We start from the raw sequence: 24,188 nt of genomic DNA on the forward strand, positions 1-24,188 counted from the left end.
AAATCGCATTAATAGCATTTGCTGCATTATCAGTAATGTCTTGTAAAAAAGATGGTTATGAGATAGCTGGATTAGCAAAAGGAGTTGAAAACGGTAAAAAAGTTTACTTAGAAACTCAAAATGAAACTGGACCAGTTACTTTAGATACTGCAGTCGTTGAAAGTGAAAAATTCAAATTTGACGGAAAATTAAAAGAAGGTATCGAATTAGCTTTCGTTAGAATTGAAACTTTAAACGGATCTGTACCAATGGTTCTTGAAAATGGTGCTATTTCTGTTGAATTTAACAAAGATACTATACAAAACTCAAAAATTGGGGGAACCAAAAACAATGATATATTTCAATCATACAATAACGAATCGCAAGTTATTTATAAAAAAATGATGAAATTTCAGGAAGCTAATCAACAAAAAATGATGGCTGCTCAACAAGCTCAAGATACTGCAACTGTTAGTGTTTTGATGAAAGATTTCAATAAATTTCAAGATGATATGAATGTTCAATCAAAAGCATTTATTACAAAAAATCCTGATGCATTCATCTCTGCTTTATTATTAGAAAATTTCTTAATGAGAAATTACCTTACGCCAGAAGAGGTTAAAGGGTTTTATGAAAAATTAGACAAAAGCATAGTTGATACTAAAAGCGGTAAAAACATTAAAAAAATGTTAGATGCTATGACTTCTGTTAATATTGGAAGTGTTGCACCTGATTTCTCTGCTCCATCTCCTGATGGAAAAATGATTTCTTTGAAAGAATCTATGGGTAAAGTTACTTTAATTGATTTTTGGGCTTCTTGGTGTGGACCATGTCGTCAAGAAAATCCTAATGTAGTAGCTATGTACAATGAATTACATGAAAAAGGGTTGAATATTATTGGTGTTTCTTTAGATAAAGAAGGAGATAGTCAAAAATGGAAAGATGCTATTGCAAAAGATGGTTTAACTTGGAATCATATTTCAAATTTAAAACATTGGAAAGAACCTATAGCAGAACAATATAATGTAAAATCTATTCCAGCTACTTTCTTATTAGACGCTTCAGGTAAAATTGTGGCCAAAGACTTAAGAGGAGAAGAATTAAAAGCAAAAGTTAAAGAACTTTTAGGAGTTCAATAGTCCTTAGGAACCTAACTACTTATAAAATTCCCATTGTATTTATATGCAATGGGAATTTTTATTTATTTCATTTTCAAACGCTTATAAAATAAGTTGAATTTTGTTTTAAAAAATGTTTGTATACATAAAAAACTATTCTATATTTGCAACCGTTAGGGCACTAAAGCCTGGGATCGGGGAGATACTCAAGCGGCCAACGAGGGCAGACTGTAAATCTGCTGTGAAAACTTCGCAGGTTCGAATCCTGCTCTCCCCACAAAAAAAGCAACTCAATTGAGTTGCTTTTTTATTTTAAATCATTTAAGTAATTTATTCTAAAACAAATGTAACTGATACATTTGAAACTATTTCAATTTCTCCAACTGCTAAAGTTTCTCTTGAAAAAGCATCGCTTTCTATTGCCATCGTCTTCATTGCTCCTCTATACAAAGGTTGTGGATAGTTTGTTTGAGAATTATCACTAATCAAAACTACTTTTCCTAATTTTTGTCCTACTAAAACCGAAACATAATCTTCTGCTTTAGCTTTTGCATCTAACAAAGCGTTTTTACGAGCTTGTTTTTCTAATTCCTTAATTTTAGATGACATAAATTCGACTCCTTGAATTCCGTTTATTCCAGTTTCAACCAAGTCCATCATTAAAGCATCATATTTAGATAAATCTTTTAAATGAATAGTTATCGTTTGATTGGCTACATAATTCTTCTTCTTTGTATTGTAATCATAGTTTTGATACAAGTTCATGCGTTGGGTTTGAAAGTCTTTTACATCAATCCCTTTGCTTTTAATTAGCTTCAAAACTTTATCAGCAACAATATCATTTGCTTTTTTAGCTTCTGCAGCTTCTTTTGAAGTATTTTCAACAGAAACTGTGACCATTGCTTCATCTGGAACGACTTTTATCTTTCCTTCACCTGAAACAGAAATTTGTGGGATTTGCTTTGCTTCTTGAGCAAAAAGTGTACTTGTAGACATAACTAATAACAATATTATTTTTTTCATGATATTTATTTTTTAGTACTAGTTCAAATTGTATGCCAATATTATAATTTATTTGTTTTGTGTAAATAAAAAAGAATAACTATTGGAACAGCTAATAAAATCACCATTTTAGTGTTATCAACAAACATATGAGGTTCTTTTGCTAAAGTGATTATATAACCTGTAATTGCCCCTCCAAAATGCGCAGTATGTCCAATATTGTCTCGTTTAGCTTTCATACCGTAAATTGAATACAATAAATAACCTATTCCAAAAATATAACCTGGAATTCCAATTGGAATAAAAAACAGGTATAAATCCATTTCCGGATATAAAAGAATTGCACTATATATTATTCCTGTCACTGCACCAGAAGCACCAACAGCTCTATAACTGTACTCCTCTTTGTGAAAATAGTAGGTCAATAAACTTCCTCCAACTAAACTTCCAAAATATATGTATAAAAACCACAAATCATTAAATTGGTTAAAGATTATAGGTGCAAAAAAATACAAGGTCAACATATTAAAAGCTAAATGCGCTATGTCTACATGAAGAAAGCCCGATGTCAACATTCTTATTTGTTCTCCAGCCTTTATGCTTCCAATGTGAAACTCATGTTTTCTAAAAAATAATTGATCGCTAAATCCCTTGAAACTTACAATTGCATTTGCAGCAATAATTATAATCAGTACTATATTCATTAATTTGGTTTTTTGTAAATGTAAAAAAATTGATGTAATGCTATACTATAATTTATAAGTATATTTGTAAAAATTTTAAAGAATGCAGTTATTAATTTTTATTATTTTCTACCCTATTTTATGGTTAATTTCTATATTGCCTTTTAGGTTATTATACTTATTATCAGACTTTGTATACTTTATAGTATATCGGATTATTAAATATAGAAAAAGAATTGTTAGAGAAAATTTAGCCTTAGCATTGCCCCATTTATCAAAAGAAGAAAGAGATATCATTGAAAAAAAATTCTTCAAACATATGTGTGATATGTTTCTTGAAATGATTAAAACACTTTCAATTTCGAAAAAAGAGCTGGAGAAACGGTATAAATTTACCAACATAGAAGTCTATTATGATTTAGAAAAAAGAGGGAAAAGTATAGCTCTTTTGTGCGCACATTATGCTAGTTATGAATGGGTTGTTTCTATGAACAATTATATCTCTTTTAAAGGATATGGTATTTATAAAAAAATAGCCAATAAATATTTTGATAGATTAGTACATGATATTCGTTCAAAATTTAAGGCTTCCTTAATTTCCACCAAGGAAACAGCTGAAGTAATTGCTAAAAATCACGAAGAAGGAATTTTAAGCTTATATGGTTTTGCTAGTGATCAATCGCCAAAACTGGATAAAGCACTTCATTGGTGTAAATTTATGGGAATTGAAACTCCTGTTCATACAGGTGCTGAGTTTTTAGCCAAACGTTATGATATGAATGTCATATTTCTTAGAACCAAGAAAATAAAAAGAGGTTATTATGAAGGAACTTTTGAATTAATGGCAGAAAATCCTAAAGAAACCAAACGTTTTGAAATTACTGATGATTATATAAGTAGAGTAGAAAAACAAATTTATGAAGCGCCAGAATTTTATTTATGGACACATAAACGTTGGAAACATAGAAGATAAATTATGCGAAAAATTATTTTATTGGCTTTAGTATTTGCCATATATTCATGTACGACTTACATAATTCCTACAGAAAGTTTTAAAACTCAATTTTCAAAATTTGATTCGATTCAAAAAAGAGAAAGAGTTATAAATAATCCTTTGACGTACGGTACCATAAAATACATGACTAATAATATTATGATGATTAATGCTATTGACAAAAACAATAATCCATTAACTATTAGAAATTCTGCCTCATTAGAAATGCGAGTTACCAAAAAAAATGGAAAGAAAAATATTTTTTATTTTGATACCGTTACTCTAGAAAATGACACTTTAAAAGGAAGTCAATCAAGATTTTTACCCAACATTCGAAAAGAAATTCCTTTTGATGATATTATCAAAATTGAAATTCAAGAAGGTGGAAAAAATTATAGTTATCAAAATTAAAACTTAAACAATTCATCCACTAATTCGCGATCACAAACTACTTTTCCGTTAAAATCAAATTCATTTGTTTTTGAATTATAAGTATAGTCTTTTGCCCATTCTTTATGGTTTTGTGCTAATTCTTTAATACTATCACATACCATTTGAATTTCTTCTGTAGAAGTTGTTGGGTGAATAGACATTCTAATCCATCCTGGTTTTTGAATTAAATCTCCAGAAGCTATTTGACAAACCAAATTGTTTGATGTTTCTTGGTCAACATGTAATAAATAATGTCCGTAAGTTCCTGCACAACTACAACCACCACGCGTTTGTATTCCAAATTTATCATTTAACAATTTTACACCTAAATTAAAATGCAAGTCATCAATATAAAATGAAAACACACCTAATCTTTCTTTTTGGTCTTTGGCTAGAATAGTAATGTTTTCGATATTTTCTAAGCTTTCAAAAACGTAATCTACAATTTCATGTTCTCTTTGTAAAATATTTTGAATACCCATTTGCTCTTTCAACTGTATAGCTAAAGCCGTTTTAATAACTTGAAGAAAACCTGGAGTTCCACCATCTTCTCTATCTTCAATGTTATCAATATATTTATGTTCTCCCCAAGGATTTGTCCAAGAAACAGTTCCTCCACCAGGACAATCGGGAACATTGTTTTTATATAAATTTTTATTAAAAAGCATCGCTCCAGAAGTTCCAGGACCTCCTAAAAATTTATGTGGCGAGAAGAAAATAGCGTCCAAATAACATTCTTTATCTTCAGGATGCATGTTTATTTCAACATAAGGTCCAGAACAAGCAAAATCTACAAAGCAAACACCATTATTTTGATGTATTAATTTAGCCACTTCATAATAAGGTGTTTTGATACCAGTAACATTAGAACAAGATGTAATTGAAGCTATTTTAAAACTTCTGTCTTTATATTGATCTAATAATTTTTTAAATTCATTAAGACAAAATAAACCTTCACTATCTGCCGGAATAATCACTACATCTGCAATAGTTTCTAACCAAGAAGTCTGGTTAGAATGATGTTCCATATGTGAAATAAATACAACAGGTTTAATAGCATCTGGAATTATTGTGTATTCTTTTAAATTTTCAGGAATTCTTAATCCTAGAATTCGTTGCAATTTATTAACTACACCAGTCATTCCAGTTCCAAAATTAATTAGAACATCCTCTTCATTGGCATTAACGTGCTTTTTTATGATGTTTTTTGCTTTGTGATAAGCAATAGTCATAGTTTTGCCTGTAACAGATGTTTCAGTATGTGTATTAGCCACAAAAGGACCAAAATCATTGCTTATTTTCTCTTCAATTGGTCGGTATAATCGTCCACTTGCTGTCCAATCCGTATAAATGATAGGCTTTTTTCCAAAAGGAGTTTCAAATTGTTGATTAATTCCAATAATATTTTTTCTGTATTTTTGGAAATATTCTTCTAATTGAGTTTTATTTTGAACGACATTCATAGTTGATTGTTTTTACAAAAATAAGGTATAATTCAGTAATACTATATTATTTCAATAAAAAAAAACCTTCATGATGAAGTTTTTTTTTTATTATTTATCTTAATAGAAATTATTTTATAAACTCAATTTGCTGTTGTTGCTCAATGTTTACACTGTCAAAAAAGCCTTGCTCACTCATCCAATCATCGCTAAATACTTTACTCATGTACCTAGATCCATGGTCAGGAAAAATTATGACAACATTACTATCAGCTGTAAACTCTCCTTCTTGAGCATATTGTTTAACCGCTTGAAAAGCAGCTCCAGATGTATATCCTACAAAAAGACCTTCTGTTTTAGCTAATTTTCTTGCAGTATGAGCACTTTCCTCATCAGTTACTTTCATAAATTTGTCAATAACATCAAAATCAGTTGCCGTTGGAATTAAGTTTTTACCTAATCCTTCAATTCTATATGGATAGATTTCGTCATTGTCAAATTCTTTAGTTTCATGGTATTTTTTTAATACAGAACCAAAAGCATCAACACCAAGTATTGAAATCTTTGGGTTTTTCTCTTTTAAATACTTAGCTATTCCAGAGATAGTTCCTCCAGTACCACTACAAGCCACTAAATGTGTTATTTGTCCTTTAGTTTGTTCCCAAATTTCTGGGCCAGTTGATTTATAGTGCGCATCAATATTCAATTGATTAAAATATTGATTGATATAAACCGAACCTTTTGTTTCTTCGTGCAAACGTTTTGCTACACTGTAATAAGAACGCTCATCATCTGCAGATACATTAGCAGGACAGACATAGACTTTTGCTCCCATAGTGCGTAGCATATCTATTTTATCTTTTGATGATTTTGAACTTACAGCTAGAATACAGTTATATCCTTTAATAATACTTACCATAGCCAAACTAAAACCTGTATTACCAGTGGTTGTTTCTATAATAGTATCTCCAGGTGATAAAATCCCTTGTTTTTCTGCTTCTTCAATAATGAATAAAGCGATTCTATCTTTTGTTGAGTGACCAGGATTGAAGGCTTCTACTTTTGCGTAAAAATTTCCTTCTAAATTTTCTGCTATTCTGTTAAGCTTTATAAGAGGTGTATTTCCTATAAGTTCTAAAACGTTATTATAAGCGTTTATTTGTTCTTTCATAAATATTATGTTAGTCAAGGTAAACTTTTATAGATTTTTTTGATAACCTTAAAACCTTGCAAATTTATAAAAATTTTTTATTATTTTTCAATTCCTTCTAAATCTAATAGAAAACTAAACTCTTTTGCCAACTCTTTTAGTTGTTCAAAACGTCCTGAAGCCCCACCATGTCCAGCATCCATGTTAGTGTTTAATAGTAAAATATTTTTATCAGTTTTTTTTGTTCGTAACTTTGCAACCCATTTAGCGGGTTCCCAATACTGCACTTGCGAGTCATGTAAACCTGTAGTTACTAACATATTAGGATAATTTTGAGCTTTTACGTTGTCATATGGTGAATAAGACTTCATGTAGTCATAATATTCCTTTTCATTCGGATTTCCCCATTCATCATATTCTCCAGTGGTTAATGGAATTGATTCGTCTAACATAGTTGTTACCACATCCACAAAAGCGACTTGTGCGATGACTCCATTGTACAATTCTGGTGCGATATTTACTACAACTCCCATTAGTAAACCACCAGCTGAACCACCTTCTGCATATAAATGCTTTGATGAAGTATATTTTTCGCTAATTAAATATTTTGAACAATCCACAAAATCAGTGAATGTATTCATTTTCTTTAATAATTTTCCGTTTTCATACCATTCTCTACCTAAATCTTCTCCACCTCTAATGTGTGCTATAGCATAAATAAACCCTCTATCTAAAAGACTTAAACGAGTAGTTGAGAAATAAGCATCCATAGAATAGCCGTAAGAGCCATAAGCATATTGTAAAACTGGATTTTCACCATCTTTTTTGATTCCTTTTCTATAAACTAATGAAATTGGAATTTTTGTCCCATCTTTTGCTGTAGCCCAAATTCTTTCTTCTACATAATTCTTTTTATCAAATTTTCCTCCTAAAACTTCTTGTTCTTTCAAAACTTTCTTCTCTTTGGTTTTCATGTTGAAATCTATTACAGAAGAAGGCGTTGTAAGCGATTGATATCCATAGCGAAGTATATCTGTATCAAAATCAGGATTTGTTGTGGTATAAGCCGTGTATGTTTCACTTTCAAATGGCAAATAGTAGGCTCCTACTCCATTCCAAGGTCTAATTTGAATTTTATGCAAACCATTTGTACGTTCTTCAACCACTAAATAGTCTTTAAAAATATCGATTCCTTCTAATAAAGTTTCTTTTCTGTGGGGAATAACGTCTGTCCAATTTTCTTGTAAAGTATTGTTTTCATTCGTTTTCATCAACTTAAAGTTCGTTGCTTTATCTTTATTTGTAACGATATAAAAACTATCTCCAAAGTGAGAAATGCTGTACTCTAAACCACGGACTCTTTTTTGAAAATATCTAAATTTTCCTGTTGGATTGTCTGATTCAATTATTTGATACTCATTAGTCAAAGTACTCGACGAACCAATAACTAAGTATTTTTTTGACTTTTCTTTATAAACAAACGTATTAAATGTATCGTCCTTTTCTTCATAAACCATAACATCTTTTGAAGAATCAGTATTTATGGTATGACGGTAAATTTTATTTGAACGCAATGTTTTTTGGTCATTTTGAACATAAAAAATTGTTTTATTATCACTTGCCCAAGTTGCACCACCACTGCAATTTAATATCTTTTCAGGAAGAATCTCGTTAGTTTCCAAATTCTTGACTTGGATCGTATATTGTCTTCTTGATACTAAATCAATACCAAAAGAAACCCATTTGTTATCTTCACTTACACTCAATCCACTTAAACTGAAATAAGAATGACCTTTAGCCATTTCATTGCAGTTGAAGATGATTTCTTCTTTGGCATCTAAACTCCCTTTTTTTCTAGAATATATTGGATAATCTTGTCCAATTTCAAAACGAGTCATGTAATAATAGCCGTTGTAAAAATAAGGAACAGATACATCATCTTCTTTAATTCTAGACTTCATTTCTTCAAACAAGTCTTTTTGAAAAGCTTTTGTATGTGCTGTAATTTTATCGTAATATTCGTTTTCTTTGGTTAGATAATCAATGACTTCTGGATTATCTCTGTCATTTAACCAATAATAGGGATCATTCCGTTTATCACCATGTTTTTCTAAAATCGTATCTTTTACTTTTGCCATAGGAGGCGCAATGTTCTGACTCATTTTTGATTCTTTATTTTTTTTACAAGAAGTTGCAAAAATAAGGCATAATGCAACAATAAATAGATTATTTTTCATGTTTTTTAGATTGATTTTCAGATGCAATTTACTAATTTTGTTCTTTAATCAATAAATAAATTATTAACAATGTTTGGAGATGTGATGGGAATGATGGGTAAACTTAAAGAAACCCAACAAAAAGTAGAAGAAACTAAAAAAAGATTAGACCACGTTTTAGTAGATGAACAAAGCAATGATGGTTTTTTAAAAGTCACTTTAACAGCAAATAGAACGGTCAAAAATGTGTCAATTAGCGACGATTTAATGGCTGATAAAGAAATGTTGGAAGACTATTTAATAACTGTTTTCAACAAAGCCATTGAAAAAGCAACAAACGTAAACGAAACAGAATTAGCTGCTGTAGCTAAAGAGGGCATGCCTAATATTCCAGGAATGGATATGTTTGGATAAAACAAAGAATCCCAAAAGTCATTTCTAGAAATGACTTTTGGGATTTTTATAGTAAAAGTACTTAAAAATGAAACTTACTCAAAGTTTCTTTTACGTAAGTATGCATAACTTCTTTATAATCTAAATGGGTTACGATTCTTAATTTACCATGTCCCATAGAACTAATATGAATATTTTTTTGTTTCAATTTTTCTAAAAACAGCTTCTCATCAATAGCTTTATGTAAGTTAAAAATTATAATGTTTGTTTCAACAGGTTCAACGTTTTCAACCCAAGAAAATGAAAGTAATAATTCTTCTAACTCTTTGGCTTTTTTGTGATCTTCTTCTAAACGAGTCACGTTATTCTCTAACGCATATAATCCAGCTGCAGCTAAATAACCTGATTGACGCATATTTCCTCCAAATATTTTTCGGATTCTTAAGGCACGTTTCATATCCTCTTTAGAACCTAATAAAACAGAACCAACAGGTGCACCTAAACCTTTTGAAAAACATACAGAAATGGTGTCAAATAATTTTCCAAACTCCTTAGGATGTTGTTTTTTGGCTACGATTGCATTCCATAAACGAGCACCATCTAAATGATATTTCAAATTGTTGTCGTCACAAACTTGCTTTATTTTCTGAAGTTCTTTCAACTCATAGCAAGCTCCACCTCCTTTGTTTGTAGTATTTTCAAGACTTAAAGGGGCATGATAAAATTCAGGGTCATTGATTCCGTTTTTAACTAAATCAGCTGTTATTAAACCTCTTTTTCCATCCACTAAATTGCAGGAAATTCCACTATTAAACGAAGCACCACCACCTTCATAATGATAAATATGCGAATATTTGTCACATATTACTTGTTCTCCTGGGTTTGTATGCAACTTCAAAGCAGTCTGATTTGCCATTGTGCCCGAAGGAAAAAATAGAGCAGCTTCCATACCAAATAAATCGGCTACAGTTTCTTCAAAAAGATTGACAGTTGGGTCAGATTTATAGACATCATCACCAACTTTTGCATTAAACATTTTTTGTAACATTCCAACACTTGGCTTTGTTACGGTATCACTTATTAAATTTATTTCCATAGAATCAAAAGGAATCACTATTTTTGTGGTGTAAAATTACATAAATTATGATAAATACAGAACATGTAAAGGATATTATTAATCGCCTTGGTGCGTTAAGGAGGTATCTTTGACGTCGATAGAAAATTAATCGAGATTGCCAACGAAGAAGAAAAAACATTTGCCCCTGACTTTTGGAATAACGCCAAGGAGGCAGAAATTATCGTAAGAGACTTACGCTCAAAGAAAAAGTGGGTGGAAGATTACACCAAAGCTGTTGATATGAACGAAGAACTTCAAATTATGGTTGATTTCCTTAAAGAAGGAGAAATATCAGAAGAAGAAGTTGAAACCTTTTATAACGAATTAATCACACATATTGAAGACATTGAATTTAGAAATATGCTTTCGGATGAGGGTGATAGTTTAAGTGCAGTGCTTCAAATTACGGCTGGTGCTGGTGGAACAGAAAGTTGTGATTGGGCTGCCATGTTAATGCGTATGTATATGATGTGGGCCGAAAAACAAAAATTCAAAATCAAAGAATTAAACTATCAAGAAGGTGATGTTGCTGGAATTAAAACCGTAACCTTAGAAATTGAAGGTGATTTTTCTTTTGGCTATCTTAAAGGTGAAAATGGAGTTCATAGATTAGTCCGTATTTCTCCTTTTGACAGTAATGCCAAACGTCATACATCTTTTGCCTCGGTATATGTTTATCCTTTGGTGGATGATACCATTGAAATTGAAATCAATCCAGCTGATATAGAAATTACAACAGCTCGTTCAAGCGGTGCTGGTGGTCAAAATGTGAATAAAGTGGAGACAAAAGTCCAGTTATTTCACAAACCATCTGGTATTCAAATTCAATGTTCTGAAACGCGTTCTCAACACGACAATCGTAATAGAGCTATGCAAATGCTAAAGTCACAATTGTATGAAATTGAATTAAAAAAAGAATTAGCGCAACGAAGTGATATTGAAGCTGGTAAGATGAAAATCGAATGGGGTTCACAAATCAGAAATTACGTAATGCAGCCTTATAAATTGGTGAAAGACGTAAGAACTGGAGCTGAAACTAGCGATGTTGATGCTGTAATGAATGGAGATATTGACAAATTCTTAAAAGCCTATTTAATGTTGATGGGTCAAAAAGAGGAGGAATAGATTTCCAAATAAATAAAATGATAAACCTTTCTTAATTGAAGGGTTTATTTTTTTTACATAAACTGTTAAATATCCTAAAAATTCATTTCAATTTAAATACTTTTCATATATTTAGCTACGAATAAATCACTTATGGGAAGTCTTAAACAATTACTACATCAACCTTCACTTACAAAAGAAAAATCGCTAAAAACTTTAGTTGAAAATAGAACAGTCTATTCTTTAAATAATTGCGAATTGAATTTGTTTGAAACTTATGAAACTTCTCAAAAAGTTCCTTTAAAATTTAATGATTTAGTTGTTACAAGCATGCTTCGTGGTAAAAAAATAATGCATTTGTTTGATGATCCTGAATTTGACTATTTACCTGGAGAAACCGTTTTAATTCCGTCTAATGTGGAAATGAAAATCGATTTTCCTGAAGCAACAAAGAACAACCCAACCCAATGTTTAGCTTTAGCGATTGACCAAATGAAAATTCAAGAAACGTTGAGTTTTTTAAATGAAAGATACCCTAAAGATGGAAAAGGTAATTTTTGGAAATTAGACCATGAAAATTATTTCTTTTATAACAATTTAGAACTCAGCACAACCATCAATAAATTGATAAAAGAATGCATGAGTACTTCAATTACAAAAGATGCTTTAGCTGATTTGACTTTACAAGAACTTTTAGTTCGAATTATTCAATCGCAAAATATTAGAGCTATTGAAACCAATAATATCATAGATATAAGTAATCCAATCGTTCCGGTTATGGAATATATTAGAAGTAATATTAGAGAAAATTTCAACCTTAAGGATTTGAGTGATAAAGCATGTATGAGTACAACTTCATTCTATCGTTTTTTTAAAAGAGAATTAGGCATGAGTCCCATTGAATTTATCCTAAATGAAAAAATAAAATATGCTAAATCTTTACTAAAAAATCCAAATTTACAAATCAACGAAGTTTGTTTTGAATCAGGTTTTGATGACTGCAATTACTTTATTCGCTTATTCAAAAAACATGAAGGTATTACTCCTAAGCAATACCAACTTTTATATATTAATTAGTCTTCTAAAAAGGTTAAAGGTTCTAAATTATTTGCTTCTTCATCAGTAAATAATCTTGAATGAATGATAAATCTTTTCCCATAAGGAATTTCTAAAGAAAAGCTTGCTCCTCTTCCTTCTACAACATCTAATGTTAAATGGGTATGTTTCCAATATTCAAATTGGTCTTTGCTCATCCAAAATTTACAACCTTCAATTATTCCCAAACAAACATCACTATTTCCGATTATAAAATCACCTAATGCAAAACACATAGGTTGAGAACCATCACAACATCCGCCACTTTGATGAAACATCAGGTCACCATTTCTCTCTTTTAATTCTGCTATTAATTCGTTTGCTTTCTCTGTATTCTCTATTCTTTTAAACATATTTCTACTAAATTAAAAAACCTAACAGCTATAAAACTGCTAGGTTTTGTTATGAAATTAATTAACTACTAAAAGAAACCTAACTTATTTTTATCATAAGAAATAAGCATGTTTTTAGTATTTCTATAATGATCTAACATCATTTTGTGGTTTTCACGACCAAACCCTGATTTTTTATAACCTCCAAATGGCGCATGTGCTGGATAAGCATGGTAATTATTTACCCAAACTCTACCCGCTTCAATAGCTCTTGGTACTTGATACAATTCGTGAGCATCTCTTGTCCAAACTCCTGCCCCTAATCCATATAAAGTGTCGTTTGCAATTTCAATAGCTTCCTCAACCGTTTTGAATGTTGTAACACAAACTACAGGTCCAAAAATCTCTTCTTGAAAAATTCTCATCTTATTATTCCCTTTAAATACAGTAGGCTGAATATAATATCCTGTACTTAATTCTCCTTCTAAGTGATTTACTTCACCACCTACTAAAAGTTCAGCACCTTCTTCTTTACCAATTTTTAAATAGGATTGAATTTTTTCATATTGATCGTTTGAAGCTTGAGCTCCCATCATAACTGTTGCGTCTAAAGGGTGACCAATTTTAATAGCTTTTACTCTTTCAATTACTCTTGACATGAATTTGTCATAAATATCTTCTTGCACTAGAATTCTCGATGGACAAGTACAAATTTCCCCTTGGTTTAAGGCAAACATCACTGCTCCTTCAATCGCTTTGTCAAAAAACGCATCATCTTGTGCTGCTACTGAACTGAAGAAAATGTTTGGTGATTTTCCACCCAATTCCATTGTTGCTGGAATAATATTTTCTGAAGCATATTGTAAAATTAAACGTCCAGTTGTAGTTTCACCTGTAAAAGATACTTTTTTAATTCTTGGTGATGAGGCTAAAGGTTTTCCAGCTTCGATTCCAAATCCATTTACGATATTAATTACACCTGCCGGCAAAACATCTTTAATTAAGTTCATTAAAACTAATATTGATGTTGGTGTTTGTTCAGCTGCTTTTACAACAGTACAATTTCCTGCTGCAATAGCTGGTGCCATTTTCCATGTAGCCATTAATAGCGGGAAATTCCATGGGATGATTTGAGCAACAACTCCTAATGGTTCATGCAAACAAATACTTACTGTATGTTCATCATGTTCAGAAATTGTTCCTTCTTCAGCACGAATTACTCCTGCAAAGTATCTAAAATGATCAATACATAATGGCAAATCAGCAGCCATTGTTTCTCTTAAAGCTTTTCCATTATCAATTGTTTCAACAATTGCTAAGTATTCTAAATTAGCTTCCATGATATCAGCTATTTTGTTTAAAACTTTACTTCTGTAAGCTGGTGATGATTTTCCCCAAGTTTTAAAAGCTTCTTCAGCAGCATCAATAGCTAAATCAACATCTTCTTTTGATGAACGTGCTACTTTTGTAAAAGGTTTTCCATCTATGGGAGATATGTTGTCAAAATATTCACCTTTAACTGGAGGAACAAATTTTCCTCCAATAAAATTATCATACTTTTCTTGAAATTTTGGTCTTTCTGTTATTTTACTCATAATTATTGATTTTTAGTTTTTTCAAAGCTACTTGTATCATTTCATAAAAAATAGCACAAATCATTCAATATATAGCACAAATTTGTCATTATGATAATTTTAACAGCTATTAATTAAATAATAAATATTTTAAAACGCTGAAATTTGTTATTTATTAATTGAAAGAATTAAATGAATTTGATTAATTTAGCAATCCTTAAAAACACTACTATTAAATGGATTTAAATTTCAACAAAAACGAAGACCACAATAAACTATTAGTTTCCGATATGAAACAAAAATTTGCTCAAGTAAAATTGGGTGGTGGACAAAAACGTATTGAAAAATTACATGCTGAAGGAAAAATGACTGCTCGTGAACGAATTGATTATTTATTAGATGAAAAAGCTAAAAGTATTGAAATCGGCGCTTTTGTTGGAGATGGAATGTATGAAGAACACGGAGGTTGTCCTTCTGGTGGCGTTGTAATTAAAATGGGTTACGTTTCCGGAAAACAATGTATCGTTGTGGCTAATGATGCTACAGTTAAAGCTGGCGCTTGGTTTCCAATTACTGGAAAAAAGAACCTTCGTGCGCAAGAAATTGCCATGGAAAACAGATTACCAATTATTTATTTAGTGGATTCTGCTGGCGTTTATTTACCAATGCAGGATGAAATTTTTCCAGATAAGGAACATTTCGGAAGAATTTTTAGAAATAATGCTGTAATGAGTAGTATGGGAATTACCCAAATCGCTGCTGTTATGGGAAGTTGTGTGGCTGGTGGTGCTTATTTACCAATTATGAGTGATGAAGCTTTAATTGTTGATAAAACTGGAAGTTATTTAGTCAAAGCCGCTATTGGTGAAACTATTGATAACGAAACACTTGGTGGAGCTACAACACATTGTGAAATTAGTGGTGTTACTGATTTTAAAGCCAAAGATGATGCAGCTGCATTAGACAGAATTAAAAGTATTGTCGGAAAAATTGGTGATTATGATAAAGCAGGTTACAATCGTGTAAAAGCTCAAAAACCAGCTTTAGAGCCTAAAGATATATATGGAATTCTTCCTAAAGCACGTAACGAACAATATGATATGATGGAAATTATCAATCGTTAGGTGGATAATTCTGAATTTGATGAATACAAAGCCGGTTACGGTCAGACTATAATTACGGGTTATGCACGAATTGATGGTTGGGCAGTAGGAATAGTTGCCAATCAAAGAAAAGTAGTGAAAACCAAAAATGGTGAAATGCAATTTGGTGGTGTAATCTATTCGGATTCTGCTGATAAATCAACACGTTTTATTGCAAATTGCAACCAAAAGAAAATTCCGTTAGTCTTCTTGCAAGATGTAACTGGATTTATGGTTGGAAGCAAATCAGAACATGGAGGAATCATTAAAGATGGTGCCAAAATGGTAAATGCTGTTGCTAATTCAGTTGTACCAAAATTCACAGTAGTTATTGGAAATAGTTATGGAGCAGGAAATTATGCTATGTGTGGAAAAGCTTATGATCCTAGATTAATTTTTGCTTGGCCAAGTGCTGAATTAGCAGTTATGGGTGGAACTCAAGCAGCAAAAGTTTTAGCTCAAATTGAAGCTTCATCTTTAAAGAAACAAGGAAAAGTTGTGGATGAAAAAGTGGAACAAGAATTATTTGATAAAATCAAAGCGCGTTATGACGAACAAGTTTCTCCTTATTACGCAGCTTCACGTTTATGGACTGATGGAATCATTGATCCATTAGAAACCAGAACTTGGATTTCTATGGGAATTGAAGCGGCCAACCACTCTCCTATTGAGAAAAAGTTTAATTTGGGTGTGATACAAGTTTAATTATGAAGAAAATTATACTCCTTTTAATATTATCTCTTAATGTTGCTTTTTCACAAGAAAAGAAAACTGAAAAATCTGATATATTTTATTACACACAAGTTATAGACGATTCAAACTTTGCTAATAAAGAATTTAAATTAACATTTGCAGTTCGTATTGAAAATTATTTAGAAAATTCTAAATTAGATATTGGTATCATTGAAAAGGATGAAAATCGCAAATACGTTGAATTTACTAGTATATACGACGATAATATTAGACATAAAGATTGGAAAGTTTATGAATTAAAAGGCGTTTTCAAACCTAACTCTAAAAACTTTATGCTTGGTATTATTTGTAGAAATAAAGCAGATTTTTATTTTGATGACATTAATTTACAAGTAAAAAACAGCAAAGGAAAGTGGGAAAAAATTAAAATTAAAAATTCTGGATTTGAAGAAGATATAGATATTAATAATTGGAATTATGAATTAAAAAAAGGCATTCTTGTTGATTCAGAAAGCTTTACTTTCTCACATACAAATAATAAACCTTATAAAGGAAAATCATGTCTTTTAATAAAAGGTGGAGATATATTAGGTAGTTCTTCAAAAGGAAAAACTGTTGATGTAAATGGAGTTAGCCTTTATTATGAAATTTATGGAGAAGGTGAACCACTTTTATTATTACATGGAAACGGTCAGTCAATAAGTGCTTTTAAAGAACAAGTAGAAGAATATGCTAAACATTATAAAGTAATTATTGTAGATTGTCGTGGACGAGGAAACTCAACGTATCAAGATGATGTGGAACTAACTTTTGATGTTGAAATTGAAGATTTAAAACAATTTTTGGATAAAATAAATATAGAAAAAACGCATATTGTTGGTTGGAGTGATGGTGGAATTCTTGGAATTTTAATGGCTATTAAACATCCTGTAAAAGTTGATAAAATGGTTTCTATGGCAGGGAATATTTTTCCTGATGGTTTAATTAACAAGGAAGAGCTATTAGATTATGTAAAACAATTTCAAGATTTAAATACGAAACATCAATATGATAAAATCATTGATTTTTTGTATTTAGATTATAAATATCCAAATCTTGAATATGAAGAATTAAAGGTTATAAAAAGTAAATGTTTGATAATGGCTGGTGATAAAGATGAAATTAAAACAGAACATACTGTAAAGATTTTTGAAAATATTCCAAATGCACAATTAGCAATAGTTCCAAATGCAACTCACTATTTACCACGTGATAATCCAAAATTATTTAACGAAATTATTTTAAGATTTCTAAAAGAAGAATAAACTTTGGAAAAATTCCAACCTTTCAAAACAAACATCTCAGGTATTTCTTTACCTCAAAAATTTACATTTCCATTTTATTATGAACCTCATGAATTGAGTGTAATTACTTCAATTGAGTTACAAAACTATTTAGAAAATCAAATTGATTTCGAACATAATTTTGGATTAAATCCAACTCAAAAAGGATTAGTAATTGGAAAAATGTTTGGTGTTTTGGTTTGTCAAAATGAAATTGGAGAAATTGGTCATCTTTGGGCTTTTTCAGGAAAATTAGCAGATTCCAATCATCATGAAAAATTTGTTCCAACGGATTATGATATGTTGGATGCAAAAGGATTTTATAAAATTGGTGAAGAGAATTTAAACCAAATCACTTCAGAAATTGAAAGCCTAAAAGAATCTGAAAATTATAAGAAGGTTTTTAAAAATTTAGAAAAAACTAAAACAGAAGCTTTCAACGATATTCAAAACCAAAAAAACAACATAAAAGTTCAGAAAAAACTACGTGATGAAATTCGAAAATCAGATTCATATAACGAAGAAGAATTAAAAGAAGCTAGTAAACAAGAAGGAATTCTGTTAAAAAAAATGACACAATTCTGGAACTACAAAATTGAAGCTGCTCAAAAAGAATTTGATTCCATAAATTCAAAAATTGAAGCTTTAAAATTAGACAGAAAACAAAAATCTGCTGCTTTACAACAAAGGCTTTTTGCTGAATATGCTTTTCTAAATCAATATGGAAAACTAAAAAGTATTGGTAAAATCTTTGAAGAAAATCCACCAGCTGGTGCAGGTGAATGTGCTGCTCCAAAATTATTGCATTATGCTTTTGCCAATAAGTTAAAACCTATTGCAATGGCTGAATTTTGGTGGGGAAAATCTCCTAATTCCGAAATCAGAAAACACAAACAATTTTATCCGGCTTGTAAAAGCAAATGTGAACCTATTTTAATGCAACATATGTTGGAAGGTTTAGACATGGAAGAAAATCCATTTGAAAATAATCCTGCTGAAGGAAAAGATATTTCAATTGTTTATGATGATGCCTATTTGGTTTTAATCAATAAACCGGCTGAATTCTTATCTGTTCCTGGAAAACAAATTAAAGATTGTGTTTACCAAAGAGTTAAAGATTTATATCCAAAAGCAACTGGTCCATTAATTGTGCATCGTTTAGATATGTCAACTTCTGGAATCATGATTTTAGCTAAAAACGAAGAAGTTTATAAAGAGTTGCAAAGTCAATTCATTAAAAGAACTATTAAGAAAAGATATGTTGCCCTTTTAGACGGAATTATAGAAGAAAACGAAGGTTTTATAGATTTTCCATTACGTGTTGATTTAGAAGACAGACCAAGACAATTAGTTTGCTACGATCACGGAAAAACAGCGAAAACCAAATGGCAAAAAATTGAAGTTATTGACAATAAAACCAAAGTCTATTTTTATCCAATTACAGGAAGAACGCATCAATTGCGAGTACATGCTTCTCACGAATTAGGTTTAAAAACTCCAATTCTTGGTGATGATTTATATGGTAAAAAAGCTAACAGACTTCATCTTCATGCAGAACAATTGACATTTGTACATCCAATTTCAAAAGAAGAAATGACTTTTACGGTTGAAGCTAATTTTTGATTATTAGATTGTTCGATTTATAGATATTTCGAATAATCTAACATTCAAATAATCGATTTATCGACTAAATCATTATATTTGATTTTTAAAATCAAAACATGAAGAAACTAATCATTCTTACTTTATTATTAAGCTTATTTCAATCTAATGCACAAAACTTTACGCGTAGAGATTCACTACAAGGAGGAATGCGTTTTGAGCGTTCTTGTTTTGATGTGCAACGTTATGATTTGAATATAAAAATCAATCCAGAAGAAAGAAATATAGTTGGGTATAATCAAGTTACGTTTGATGTTTTACAAGACACAAAGAAAATTCAATTAGATTTATTTGAAAACATGAATGTAGATTCCATTGTCTTCAACAAGAAAAAATTGACCTATAAAAGAGATAATGATGCTGTTTTTATTAATTTCAATTCAACTTTACCTCAAAATTCTTCTCAAAAACTACGTTTTTACTATTCAGGAAAACCTTTAGTTGCTAAAAATGCTCCTTGGGATGGTGGTTTTGTGTTTAAAAAAGATAAAAGTGGCGAAGATTTTATTGCTGTAGCTGTGCAAGGAACTGGAGCGAGTTTATGGTATCCGGTAAAAGATTCACAAACTGATGAACCAGACAAAGGTGCTACTATAAAAGTAGCAGTTCCAAATGGATTAATGAATGTTTCAAACGGAAGATTTAAAGGTCAAGAAGATTTAGGAAATGGATATACACGTTGGGATTGGGAAGTTGTTAATCCAATAAACACCTACTCTATTACAGTAAATATTGCCGACTATATTCATATTCATGATAATTTGAATGGATTAGATTTGGATTATTATGTGCTTCGTGAAAATGAAGAAAAAGCAAAAGTTCATTTTGAAGCTGATGTCAAACCTATGATGAATTGTTTTCAAGAGAAATTTGGACAATATCCTTTTTATGAAGATGGTTATAAATTGGTTGAAACTCCTTATTTAGGCATGGAACATCAAAGTGCTGTGGCTTATGGAAACCACTACAAAAAAGGCTATATGGGTAGAGATTTATCCGGAACAGGAATTGGATTATCTTTTGATTTTATTACAATTCATGAAACAGGTCACGAATGGTTTGGAAACAGCATTACCAGTAAAGATATTGCTGATATGTGGATTCATGAAGCGTTTACAACCTATTCAGAATCTGTGTTTTTAGAATGTACACAAGGTTATGAACTAGCTCAAAAATACATCAATGGACAAGCCAAAAATATTTTGAATGACAAACCTGTTATAGGTTTTTATGGTGTGAATAAAGAAGGTTCTGGTGATATGTATAACAAAGGAGCTTTAATGTTAAATACATTACGACACATTACTAATAATGACTCAAAATGGTGGGCTATGTTGTTAAAATATTCGAACACATATAAAAAAGAAATTATTGATACTAAAACGGTTATTGATTTCTTTAGCCAAGAATTGGGTCATGATATGACTCCTTTTTTTAACCAATATTTGAAACATACAACTATTCCAACTTTAGTATTGAAAAAGCATAAAAACACTTTTAAATACAAATGGCAAACCGATGAACCAAATTTCGAAATGCCAATAGAACTTGAAATCAATGGAACAAAAAAACGTGTCTTAGTTACCAATGAATTTCAAATTTCTCCTATTCCAGTCGTTTCAATTCCAGATGAAATTAAAGTTAGAACGGATAAATATTATATTAAGGTTTATTAATTAACTTAAACTATCTTTTCGAATAATTTTACCAGTTGCCGTTTCTTTAAATTTATTGACAAAGATAACTTCTCTTGGTTTTTCGTATTTATCTAAAGTTTTAATTTTACTCAAATCAATTGGTTCTTCTAGTCCTTCTACAACAAGCACTAAATGTTCACCAAGTTCTTTGTCTTCTTTACCTGTTACAAAAAAGCGCTTTTTGATAAAAGGGAGCATTTTTGCTTCTATTTGTTCAGGAATTAATTTAATTCCACCACTATTTATTACATTATCAAACCTACCTAAAAAGATAAATTTATTTTCAGAAACTAACTCAACAATATCATTGGTATGAATTATTTCATCAGAAATAGCCGAAGCATGAATTAACAAACAATTATTTTTATCTTGTGACAAAACCACATTTGGCAAAGTAGTAAAGGCTTTTTTACCCATTTTTCTAGCAGCAATATGTGTTATGGTTTCAGTCATCCCGTACGTTTCATAAATGTTTGCTTTTATTGGTTTTAATACTTTTTCCAAAGCGGCAGAAACAGCTGAACCACCAATAATAATAGTTTTGAAATTATGTAATAAGTCAACAGAGTTCATAGCCTGAAGCGGAACCAAAGCTGTAAAATCATATTGTTTATCTATCAGTTCAAATGGATGTGAACTTGGAGCCACAAAATCCATTTCTAAACCTAAAATGAAGGCACGAATAAACATCATTTTACCAGCTACATATTTTACCGGTAAACAATTTAAAATAGTATCACCAGCTTCTAAACCAAAGAAATCACCTGTAGCTAAAGCCGAATTAACCATGGCTTGCTTTTCAACTCTAATTGTTTTTGGTTTTCCGGTCGAACCCGAAGTTTTCATTTCTATAAACTCTTTTCCATCAAACCAATCCAAAATAAAATCACCTACTGGTTTTTCAAAATCTTCTCCTTCTTTAATAAAACTATAAGCTACACGACATAAATCTTCGGCATTCAAATGAAAGCCATTTAACTTAAACTTGTTGTGAACGTTATGATAATTTGGTATGTATTTTGACATCTCTATGTAATTTAATTTGTTGGTTCTTGACTTTGCGCTGATGTATTTCCTATTAATTTGTCTTTCCAATTAGTCCATTTATACAGTTTTGTAAAAAGAAATAATAATGCAATATAAAAAATAATGGGCATAAAAATCTCATAACCAACTTCTGGTTTTGACAAATCTTTAAAAATAGCATTAGTTCTTAAAACACTATAATCTGAAGTTATTAAAAGTGCCGAAACTAAATTATTGGCAGCATGAAACCCTAAAGCTAGTTCAGTTCCTTCATCCATTAAAGTAAGAATTCCAAGAAACAAACCTGTGCCTATATAATAAACCATAATAATTGGTCCCATTTCAGCTACTTCAGGATTAAACCAGTGCATTCCACCAAAAATCACAGAAGTCATAACTAAAGGAAACCATTTATTTCGGGATAAATTATAAAATCCTTGCATCAAATAACCTCTAAAAATTAATTCCTCAGTACTAGTTTGTATAGGAATCAATAGAATAGCAATGATTGACAAAATAAGGAAAGGAACTAAATTGAACTGCAATTCAATTTCAGCATTACCTGAAAAATAAGAAATTAAAATAAGTGAAATTGAAATAATTGCCCATACCGAAAAGGCTACAAAAAAACGTTTCCAATCTATTTTTTTTCTTGAAGTTATAATGTCTTTAAAACTTTGGTTATGAAACTTTTTGACTACAAAATACAATCCAAAAAGGGCAAACAAAAAAGAAACAAGCATTAAAAATAAAAAAAGATTAGAATCAAACATTGAATACAAATCCTTTTCTGTTGAAGGAATAGCTTTATTATTTACAAAAACCTCATAAAGCATCGCAATTAAAATAGGAATTTGTCCAATAATTGATGCTATAAATACTAGTAAAGAACCCAATAAATATTTCCAAAATTCATTTTCTTTTTTATCTCCTTGTGCAATAAACATAGTATTATTTTTATTTTTGTCTAAATTAGTATTTTTTACTGAAGAATTCATTTAAAAAAATAAATCATGATAAAAATTTACCATAATCCAAGATGTACAAAATCGCGTGAAGGTTTATTAGAATTAGAAACATTGAATCAGCCCTTTGAAATTATTAAATATTTAGATAACCCCATTTCGAAAGATGAATTACAAGATATCCTTAAAAAATTGAATTACAAACCAATAGATTTAGTAAGAAAAAATGAATCCATTTGGAAAGAGCAATATAAAGACAAAAAACTATCAGACGATGCAATTATAAATGCTATGATAGAACATCCAAAATTAATAGAGCGCCCAATCATTATAAATGGCAATAAAGCTGTTGTTGCCCGACCAAAAGAAAAAATTAAGGAAATTCTATAGTTTATTTAACAAACTTTTGTGATTCGTAGCTTAAACCAAAGGGTATTTTTGCAGTCTTATCTACAAAATTATAAAGAGTAAATTAATGAGACTAAAAAAATTATTATCAGCCTTCACCATTCTATTGATTTCATATTCAGGAATTGCACAAATGGCAAAAGTAACCGTAAGTGGTAAAATTTACGAAAAAAGTACTAACACACCATTGGAGTTTGCCACTATAGTTCTAAGAAATGTAGATAAACCTGAACTAGTTTCTGGTGGAGTTACTGATGAAAAAGGTGAATTTAAATTAGATGTAGTAAAAGGAATTTATAACATTAGCTATGAATTTATTTCGTTAAAAACCGTTCTTGCAAATAACAAAGTAATAGACTCAGACACAAATTTAGGTACAATCTTTTTAGAACCAGATGTATCACAATTAAATGAAATAGTATTAATTGCCGATGTATCTACTGTTGAGTTCAAACTAGATAAACGTGTTTATAATGTTGGTCAAGACATGATGGTTAAAGGAGGTACGATGAGTGATGTTTTAAATAATGTCCCTTCCGTTACTGTTGATCCAGATGGAACGGTAGCCTTACGTGGAAATGAAAATGTTAGAATTTTAATTGATGGAAGACCTTCTGGGTTAGCCGGTATAAATATTGCTGA

General features: G+C 30.4%; 21 protein-coding genes, 1 tRNA gene and 1 pseudogene. 13 read left to right on the top strand and 10 right to left on the bottom strand.

Annotation, left to right across the window (positions count from 1 at the left end; translation table 11 throughout):
• Positions 1 to 1,118, top strand: a 1,118-nt coding sequence (locus AACZ53_RS06140; protein WP_339835880.1) for a TlpA disulfide reductase family protein, incomplete at its 5' end; no start/stop codon positions are given.
• Positions 1,119 to 1,293: 175 nt separating this feature from the next.
• Positions 1,294 to 1,374: transfer RNA gene (locus tag AACZ53_RS06145), tRNA-Tyr, on the top strand.
• Positions 1,375 to 1,427: 53 nt separating this feature from the next.
• Here the strand turns inward: AACZ53_RS06145 and AACZ53_RS06150 are convergent.
• Positions 1,428 to 2,120, bottom strand: a complete 693-nt coding sequence (locus AACZ53_RS06150) for an SIMPL domain-containing protein (protein WP_339835883.1) — start codon at positions 2,118 to 2,120, stop codon at positions 1,428 to 1,430.
• A gap of 41 nt (positions 2,121 to 2,161) precedes the next feature.
• Positions 2,162 to 2,803, bottom strand: coding sequence for a rhomboid family intramembrane serine protease (locus AACZ53_RS06155; protein WP_339835886.1), 642 nt, complete (start codon positions 2,801 to 2,803; stop codon positions 2,162 to 2,164).
• Positions 2,804 to 2,885: 82 nt separating this feature from the next.
• On the opposite strand from AACZ53_RS06155, the gene AACZ53_RS06160 reads away from it, so the two are divergent.
• Both AACZ53_RS06160 and AACZ53_RS06165 read left to right on the top strand, forming a co-directional pair.
• Entirely contained in the window at positions 2,886 to 3,755 is an 870-nt protein-coding gene (locus AACZ53_RS06160; protein ID WP_339835889.1) for a lysophospholipid acyltransferase family protein, read from the top strand.
• A gap of 3 nt (positions 3,756 to 3,758) precedes the next feature.
• The gene (locus AACZ53_RS06165) at positions 3,759 to 4,187 is read left to right on the top strand and encodes a hypothetical protein (protein WP_339835892.1); all 429 of its coding nucleotides are present in this window, start codon (positions 3,759 to 3,761) and stop codon (positions 4,185 to 4,187) included.
• On the opposite strand, the gene AACZ53_RS06170 is transcribed toward AACZ53_RS06165, so the two are convergent.
• The 3 genes from AACZ53_RS06170 to AACZ53_RS06180 all read right to left on the bottom strand — a co-directional run bounded on the left by AACZ53_RS06170 (position 4,184) and on the right by AACZ53_RS06180 (position 8,962).
• Positions 4,184 to 5,671, bottom strand: coding sequence for an aminotransferase class V-fold PLP-dependent enzyme (locus AACZ53_RS06170; RefSeq protein WP_339835895.1), 1,488 nt, complete (start codon positions 5,669 to 5,671; stop codon positions 4,184 to 4,186). The genes AACZ53_RS06165 and AACZ53_RS06170 overlap by 4 nt on opposite strands.
• Positions 5,672 to 5,780: 109 nt before the next feature.
• Complete coding sequence (locus tag AACZ53_RS06175; RefSeq protein ID WP_339835897.1) at positions 5,781 to 6,821, bottom strand: cysteine synthase family protein; 1,041 nt, start codon at positions 6,819 to 6,821, stop codon at positions 5,781 to 5,783.
• Positions 6,822 to 6,901: 80 nt separating this feature from the next.
• Positions 6,902 to 8,962: a S9 family peptidase gene (locus tag AACZ53_RS06180; RefSeq protein ID WP_339835899.1), complete on the bottom strand. Its 2,061-nt coding sequence runs from the start codon at positions 8,960 to 8,962 to the stop codon at positions 6,902 to 6,904.
• 144 nt (positions 8,963 to 9,106) lie between these two features.
• On the opposite strand from AACZ53_RS06180, the gene AACZ53_RS06185 reads away from it, so the two are divergent.
• Positions 9,107 to 9,430 (top strand): YbaB/EbfC family nucleoid-associated protein, encoded by a 324-nt coding sequence (locus AACZ53_RS06185; protein WP_339835902.1) that lies wholly within the window; start codon positions 9,107 to 9,109, stop codon positions 9,428 to 9,430.
• A gap of 61 nt (positions 9,431 to 9,491) precedes the next feature.
• On the opposite strand, the gene AACZ53_RS06190 is transcribed toward AACZ53_RS06185, so the two are convergent.
• On the bottom strand, positions 9,492 to 10,505 hold the full coding sequence (locus AACZ53_RS06190; RefSeq protein ID WP_339835905.1) for a GntG family PLP-dependent aldolase: 1,014 nt from the start codon (positions 10,503 to 10,505) through the stop codon (positions 9,492 to 9,494).
• 47 nt (positions 10,506 to 10,552) lie between these two features.
• Here AACZ53_RS06190 and prfB point away from each other — a divergent pair.
• Both prfB and AACZ53_RS06200 read left to right on the top strand, forming a co-directional pair.
• Positions 10,553 to 11,651 (top strand): peptide chain release factor 2 gene (gene prfB, locus AACZ53_RS06195; RefSeq protein WP_339835908.1). Its coding sequence is split into 2 segments (ribosomal slippage): positions 10,553 to 10,615 and positions 10,617 to 11,651, totalling 1,098 coding nucleotides; the frame shifts between segments, so codons are not numbered across the junction.
• Between the two features lie 132 nt (positions 11,652 to 11,783).
• The gene (locus AACZ53_RS06200; protein ID WP_339835911.1) at positions 11,784 to 12,707 is read left to right on the top strand and encodes an AraC family transcriptional regulator; all 924 of its coding nucleotides are present in this window, start codon (positions 11,784 to 11,786) and stop codon (positions 12,705 to 12,707) included.
• On the opposite strand, the gene AACZ53_RS06205 is transcribed toward AACZ53_RS06200, so the two are convergent.
• Both AACZ53_RS06205 and AACZ53_RS06210 read right to left on the bottom strand, forming a co-directional pair.
• Complete coding sequence (locus AACZ53_RS06205) at positions 12,704 to 13,078, bottom strand: DUF779 domain-containing protein (protein WP_339835914.1); 375 nt, start codon at positions 13,076 to 13,078, stop codon at positions 12,704 to 12,706. The genes AACZ53_RS06200 and AACZ53_RS06205 overlap by 4 nt on opposite strands.
• A gap of 68 nt (positions 13,079 to 13,146) precedes the next feature.
• Positions 13,147 to 14,652, bottom strand: coding sequence for an aldehyde dehydrogenase family protein (locus tag AACZ53_RS06210; RefSeq protein ID WP_339835917.1), 1,506 nt, complete (start codon positions 14,650 to 14,652; stop codon positions 13,147 to 13,149).
• A gap of 215 nt (positions 14,653 to 14,867) precedes the next feature.
• Here AACZ53_RS06210 and AACZ53_RS06215 point away from each other — a divergent pair.
• The 4 genes and pseudogenes from AACZ53_RS06215 to AACZ53_RS06230 all read left to right on the top strand — a co-directional run bounded on the left by AACZ53_RS06215 (position 14,868) and on the right by AACZ53_RS06230 (position 21,126).
• Positions 14,868 to 16,478, top strand: a pseudogene (locus AACZ53_RS06215) (carboxyl transferase domain-containing protein).
• Between the two features lie 2 nt (positions 16,479 to 16,480).
• Positions 16,481 to 17,770: an alpha/beta hydrolase gene (locus AACZ53_RS06220; protein ID WP_339835920.1), complete on the top strand. Its 1,290-nt coding sequence runs from the start codon at positions 16,481 to 16,483 to the stop codon at positions 17,768 to 17,770.
• Between the two features lie 3 nt (positions 17,771 to 17,773).
• Positions 17,774 to 19,411, top strand: a complete 1,638-nt coding sequence (locus AACZ53_RS06225) for a pseudouridine synthase (RefSeq protein WP_339835924.1) — start codon at positions 17,774 to 17,776, stop codon at positions 19,409 to 19,411.
• 98 nt (positions 19,412 to 19,509) lie between these two features.
• Positions 19,510 to 21,126 carry a M1 family metallopeptidase gene (locus tag AACZ53_RS06230; RefSeq protein WP_339835927.1) on the top strand — a complete coding sequence of 539 codons (1,617 nt, stop codon included), beginning with the start codon at positions 19,510 to 19,512 and terminating at the stop codon, positions 21,124 to 21,126.
• Here AACZ53_RS06230 and AACZ53_RS06235 read toward each other — a convergent pair whose 3' ends face one another.
• Positions 21,127 to 22,173, bottom strand: coding sequence for an AMP-binding protein (locus AACZ53_RS06235; protein WP_339835930.1), 1,047 nt, complete (start codon positions 22,171 to 22,173; stop codon positions 21,127 to 21,129).
• A gap of 11 nt (positions 22,174 to 22,184) precedes the next feature.
• The gene (locus AACZ53_RS06240) at positions 22,185 to 23,171 is read right to left on the bottom strand and encodes a type II CAAX endopeptidase family protein (RefSeq protein WP_339835933.1); all 987 of its coding nucleotides are present in this window, start codon (positions 23,169 to 23,171) and stop codon (positions 22,185 to 22,187) included.
• A 15-nt stretch (positions 23,172 to 23,186) separates the two neighbouring features.
• On the opposite strand from AACZ53_RS06240, the gene arsC reads away from it, so the two are divergent.
• Positions 23,187 to 23,528: an arsenate reductase (glutaredoxin) gene (gene arsC, locus AACZ53_RS06245; protein WP_339835936.1), complete on the top strand. Its 342-nt coding sequence runs from the start codon at positions 23,187 to 23,189 to the stop codon at positions 23,526 to 23,528.
• Positions 23,529 to 23,613: 85 nt separating this feature from the next.
• A partial coding sequence (locus tag AACZ53_RS06250) for a carboxypeptidase-like regulatory domain-containing protein (protein WP_339835939.1) occupies positions 23,614 to 24,188 on the top strand: 575 nt, incomplete at its 3' end.

Source organism: uncultured Flavobacterium sp., assembly GCF_963975005.1.
Lineage (GTDB): Bacteria > Bacteroidota > Bacteroidia > Flavobacteriales > Flavobacteriaceae > Flavobacterium.

Excerpts from the sequence above, each read along its gene's own strand:
- AACZ53_RS06185 (WP_339835902.1), top strand. The coding sequence starts at position 9,107 with ATGTTTGGAGATGTGATGGGAATGATGGGTAAACTTAAAGAAACCCAA.
- AACZ53_RS06165 (WP_339835892.1), top strand. The coding sequence starts at position 3,759 with ATGCGAAAAATTATTTTATTGGCTTTAGTATTTGCCATATATTCATGT.
- AACZ53_RS06235 (WP_339835930.1), bottom strand. The coding sequence starts at position 22,173 with ATGTCAAAATACATACCAAATTATCATAACGTTCACAACAAGTTTAAG.
- AACZ53_RS06200 (WP_339835911.1), top strand. The coding sequence starts at position 11,784 with ATGGGAAGTCTTAAACAATTACTACATCAACCTTCACTTACAAAAGAA.
- arsC (WP_339835936.1), top strand. The coding sequence starts at position 23,187 with ATGATAAAAATTTACCATAATCCAAGATGTACAAAATCGCGTGAAGGT.
- AACZ53_RS06240 (WP_339835933.1), bottom strand. The coding sequence starts at position 23,171 with ATGAATTCTTCAGTAAAAAATACTAATTTAGACAAAAATAAAAATAAT.
- AACZ53_RS06180 (WP_339835899.1), bottom strand. The coding sequence starts at position 8,962 with ATGAGTCAGAACATTGCGCCTCCTATGGCAAAAGTAAAAGATACGATT.
- AACZ53_RS06230 (WP_339835927.1), top strand. The coding sequence starts at position 19,510 with ATGAAGAAACTAATCATTCTTACTTTATTATTAAGCTTATTTCAATCT.
- AACZ53_RS06150 (WP_339835883.1), bottom strand. The coding sequence starts at position 2,120 with ATGAAAAAAATAATATTGTTATTAGTTATGTCTACAAGTACACTTTTT.
- AACZ53_RS06170 (WP_339835895.1), bottom strand. The coding sequence starts at position 5,671 with ATGAATGTCGTTCAAAATAAAACTCAATTAGAAGAATATTTCCAAAAA.
- AACZ53_RS06220 (WP_339835920.1), top strand. The coding sequence starts at position 16,481 with ATGAAGAAAATTATACTCCTTTTAATATTATCTCTTAATGTTGCTTTT.
- AACZ53_RS06160 (WP_339835889.1), top strand. The coding sequence starts at position 2,886 with ATGCAGTTATTAATTTTTATTATTTTCTACCCTATTTTATGGTTAATT.
- AACZ53_RS06210 (WP_339835917.1), bottom strand. The coding sequence starts at position 14,652 with ATGAGTAAAATAACAGAAAGACCAAAATTTCAAGAAAAGTATGATAAT.
- AACZ53_RS06175 (WP_339835897.1), bottom strand. The coding sequence starts at position 6,821 with ATGAAAGAACAAATAAACGCTTATAATAACGTTTTAGAACTTATAGGA.
- AACZ53_RS06155 (WP_339835886.1), bottom strand. The coding sequence starts at position 2,803 with ATGAATATAGTACTGATTATAATTATTGCTGCAAATGCAATTGTAAGT.
- AACZ53_RS06190 (WP_339835905.1), bottom strand. The coding sequence starts at position 10,505 with ATGGAAATAAATTTAATAAGTGATACCGTAACAAAGCCAAGTGTTGGA.
- AACZ53_RS06205 (WP_339835914.1), bottom strand. The coding sequence starts at position 13,078 with ATGTTTAAAAGAATAGAGAATACAGAGAAAGCAAACGAATTAATAGCA.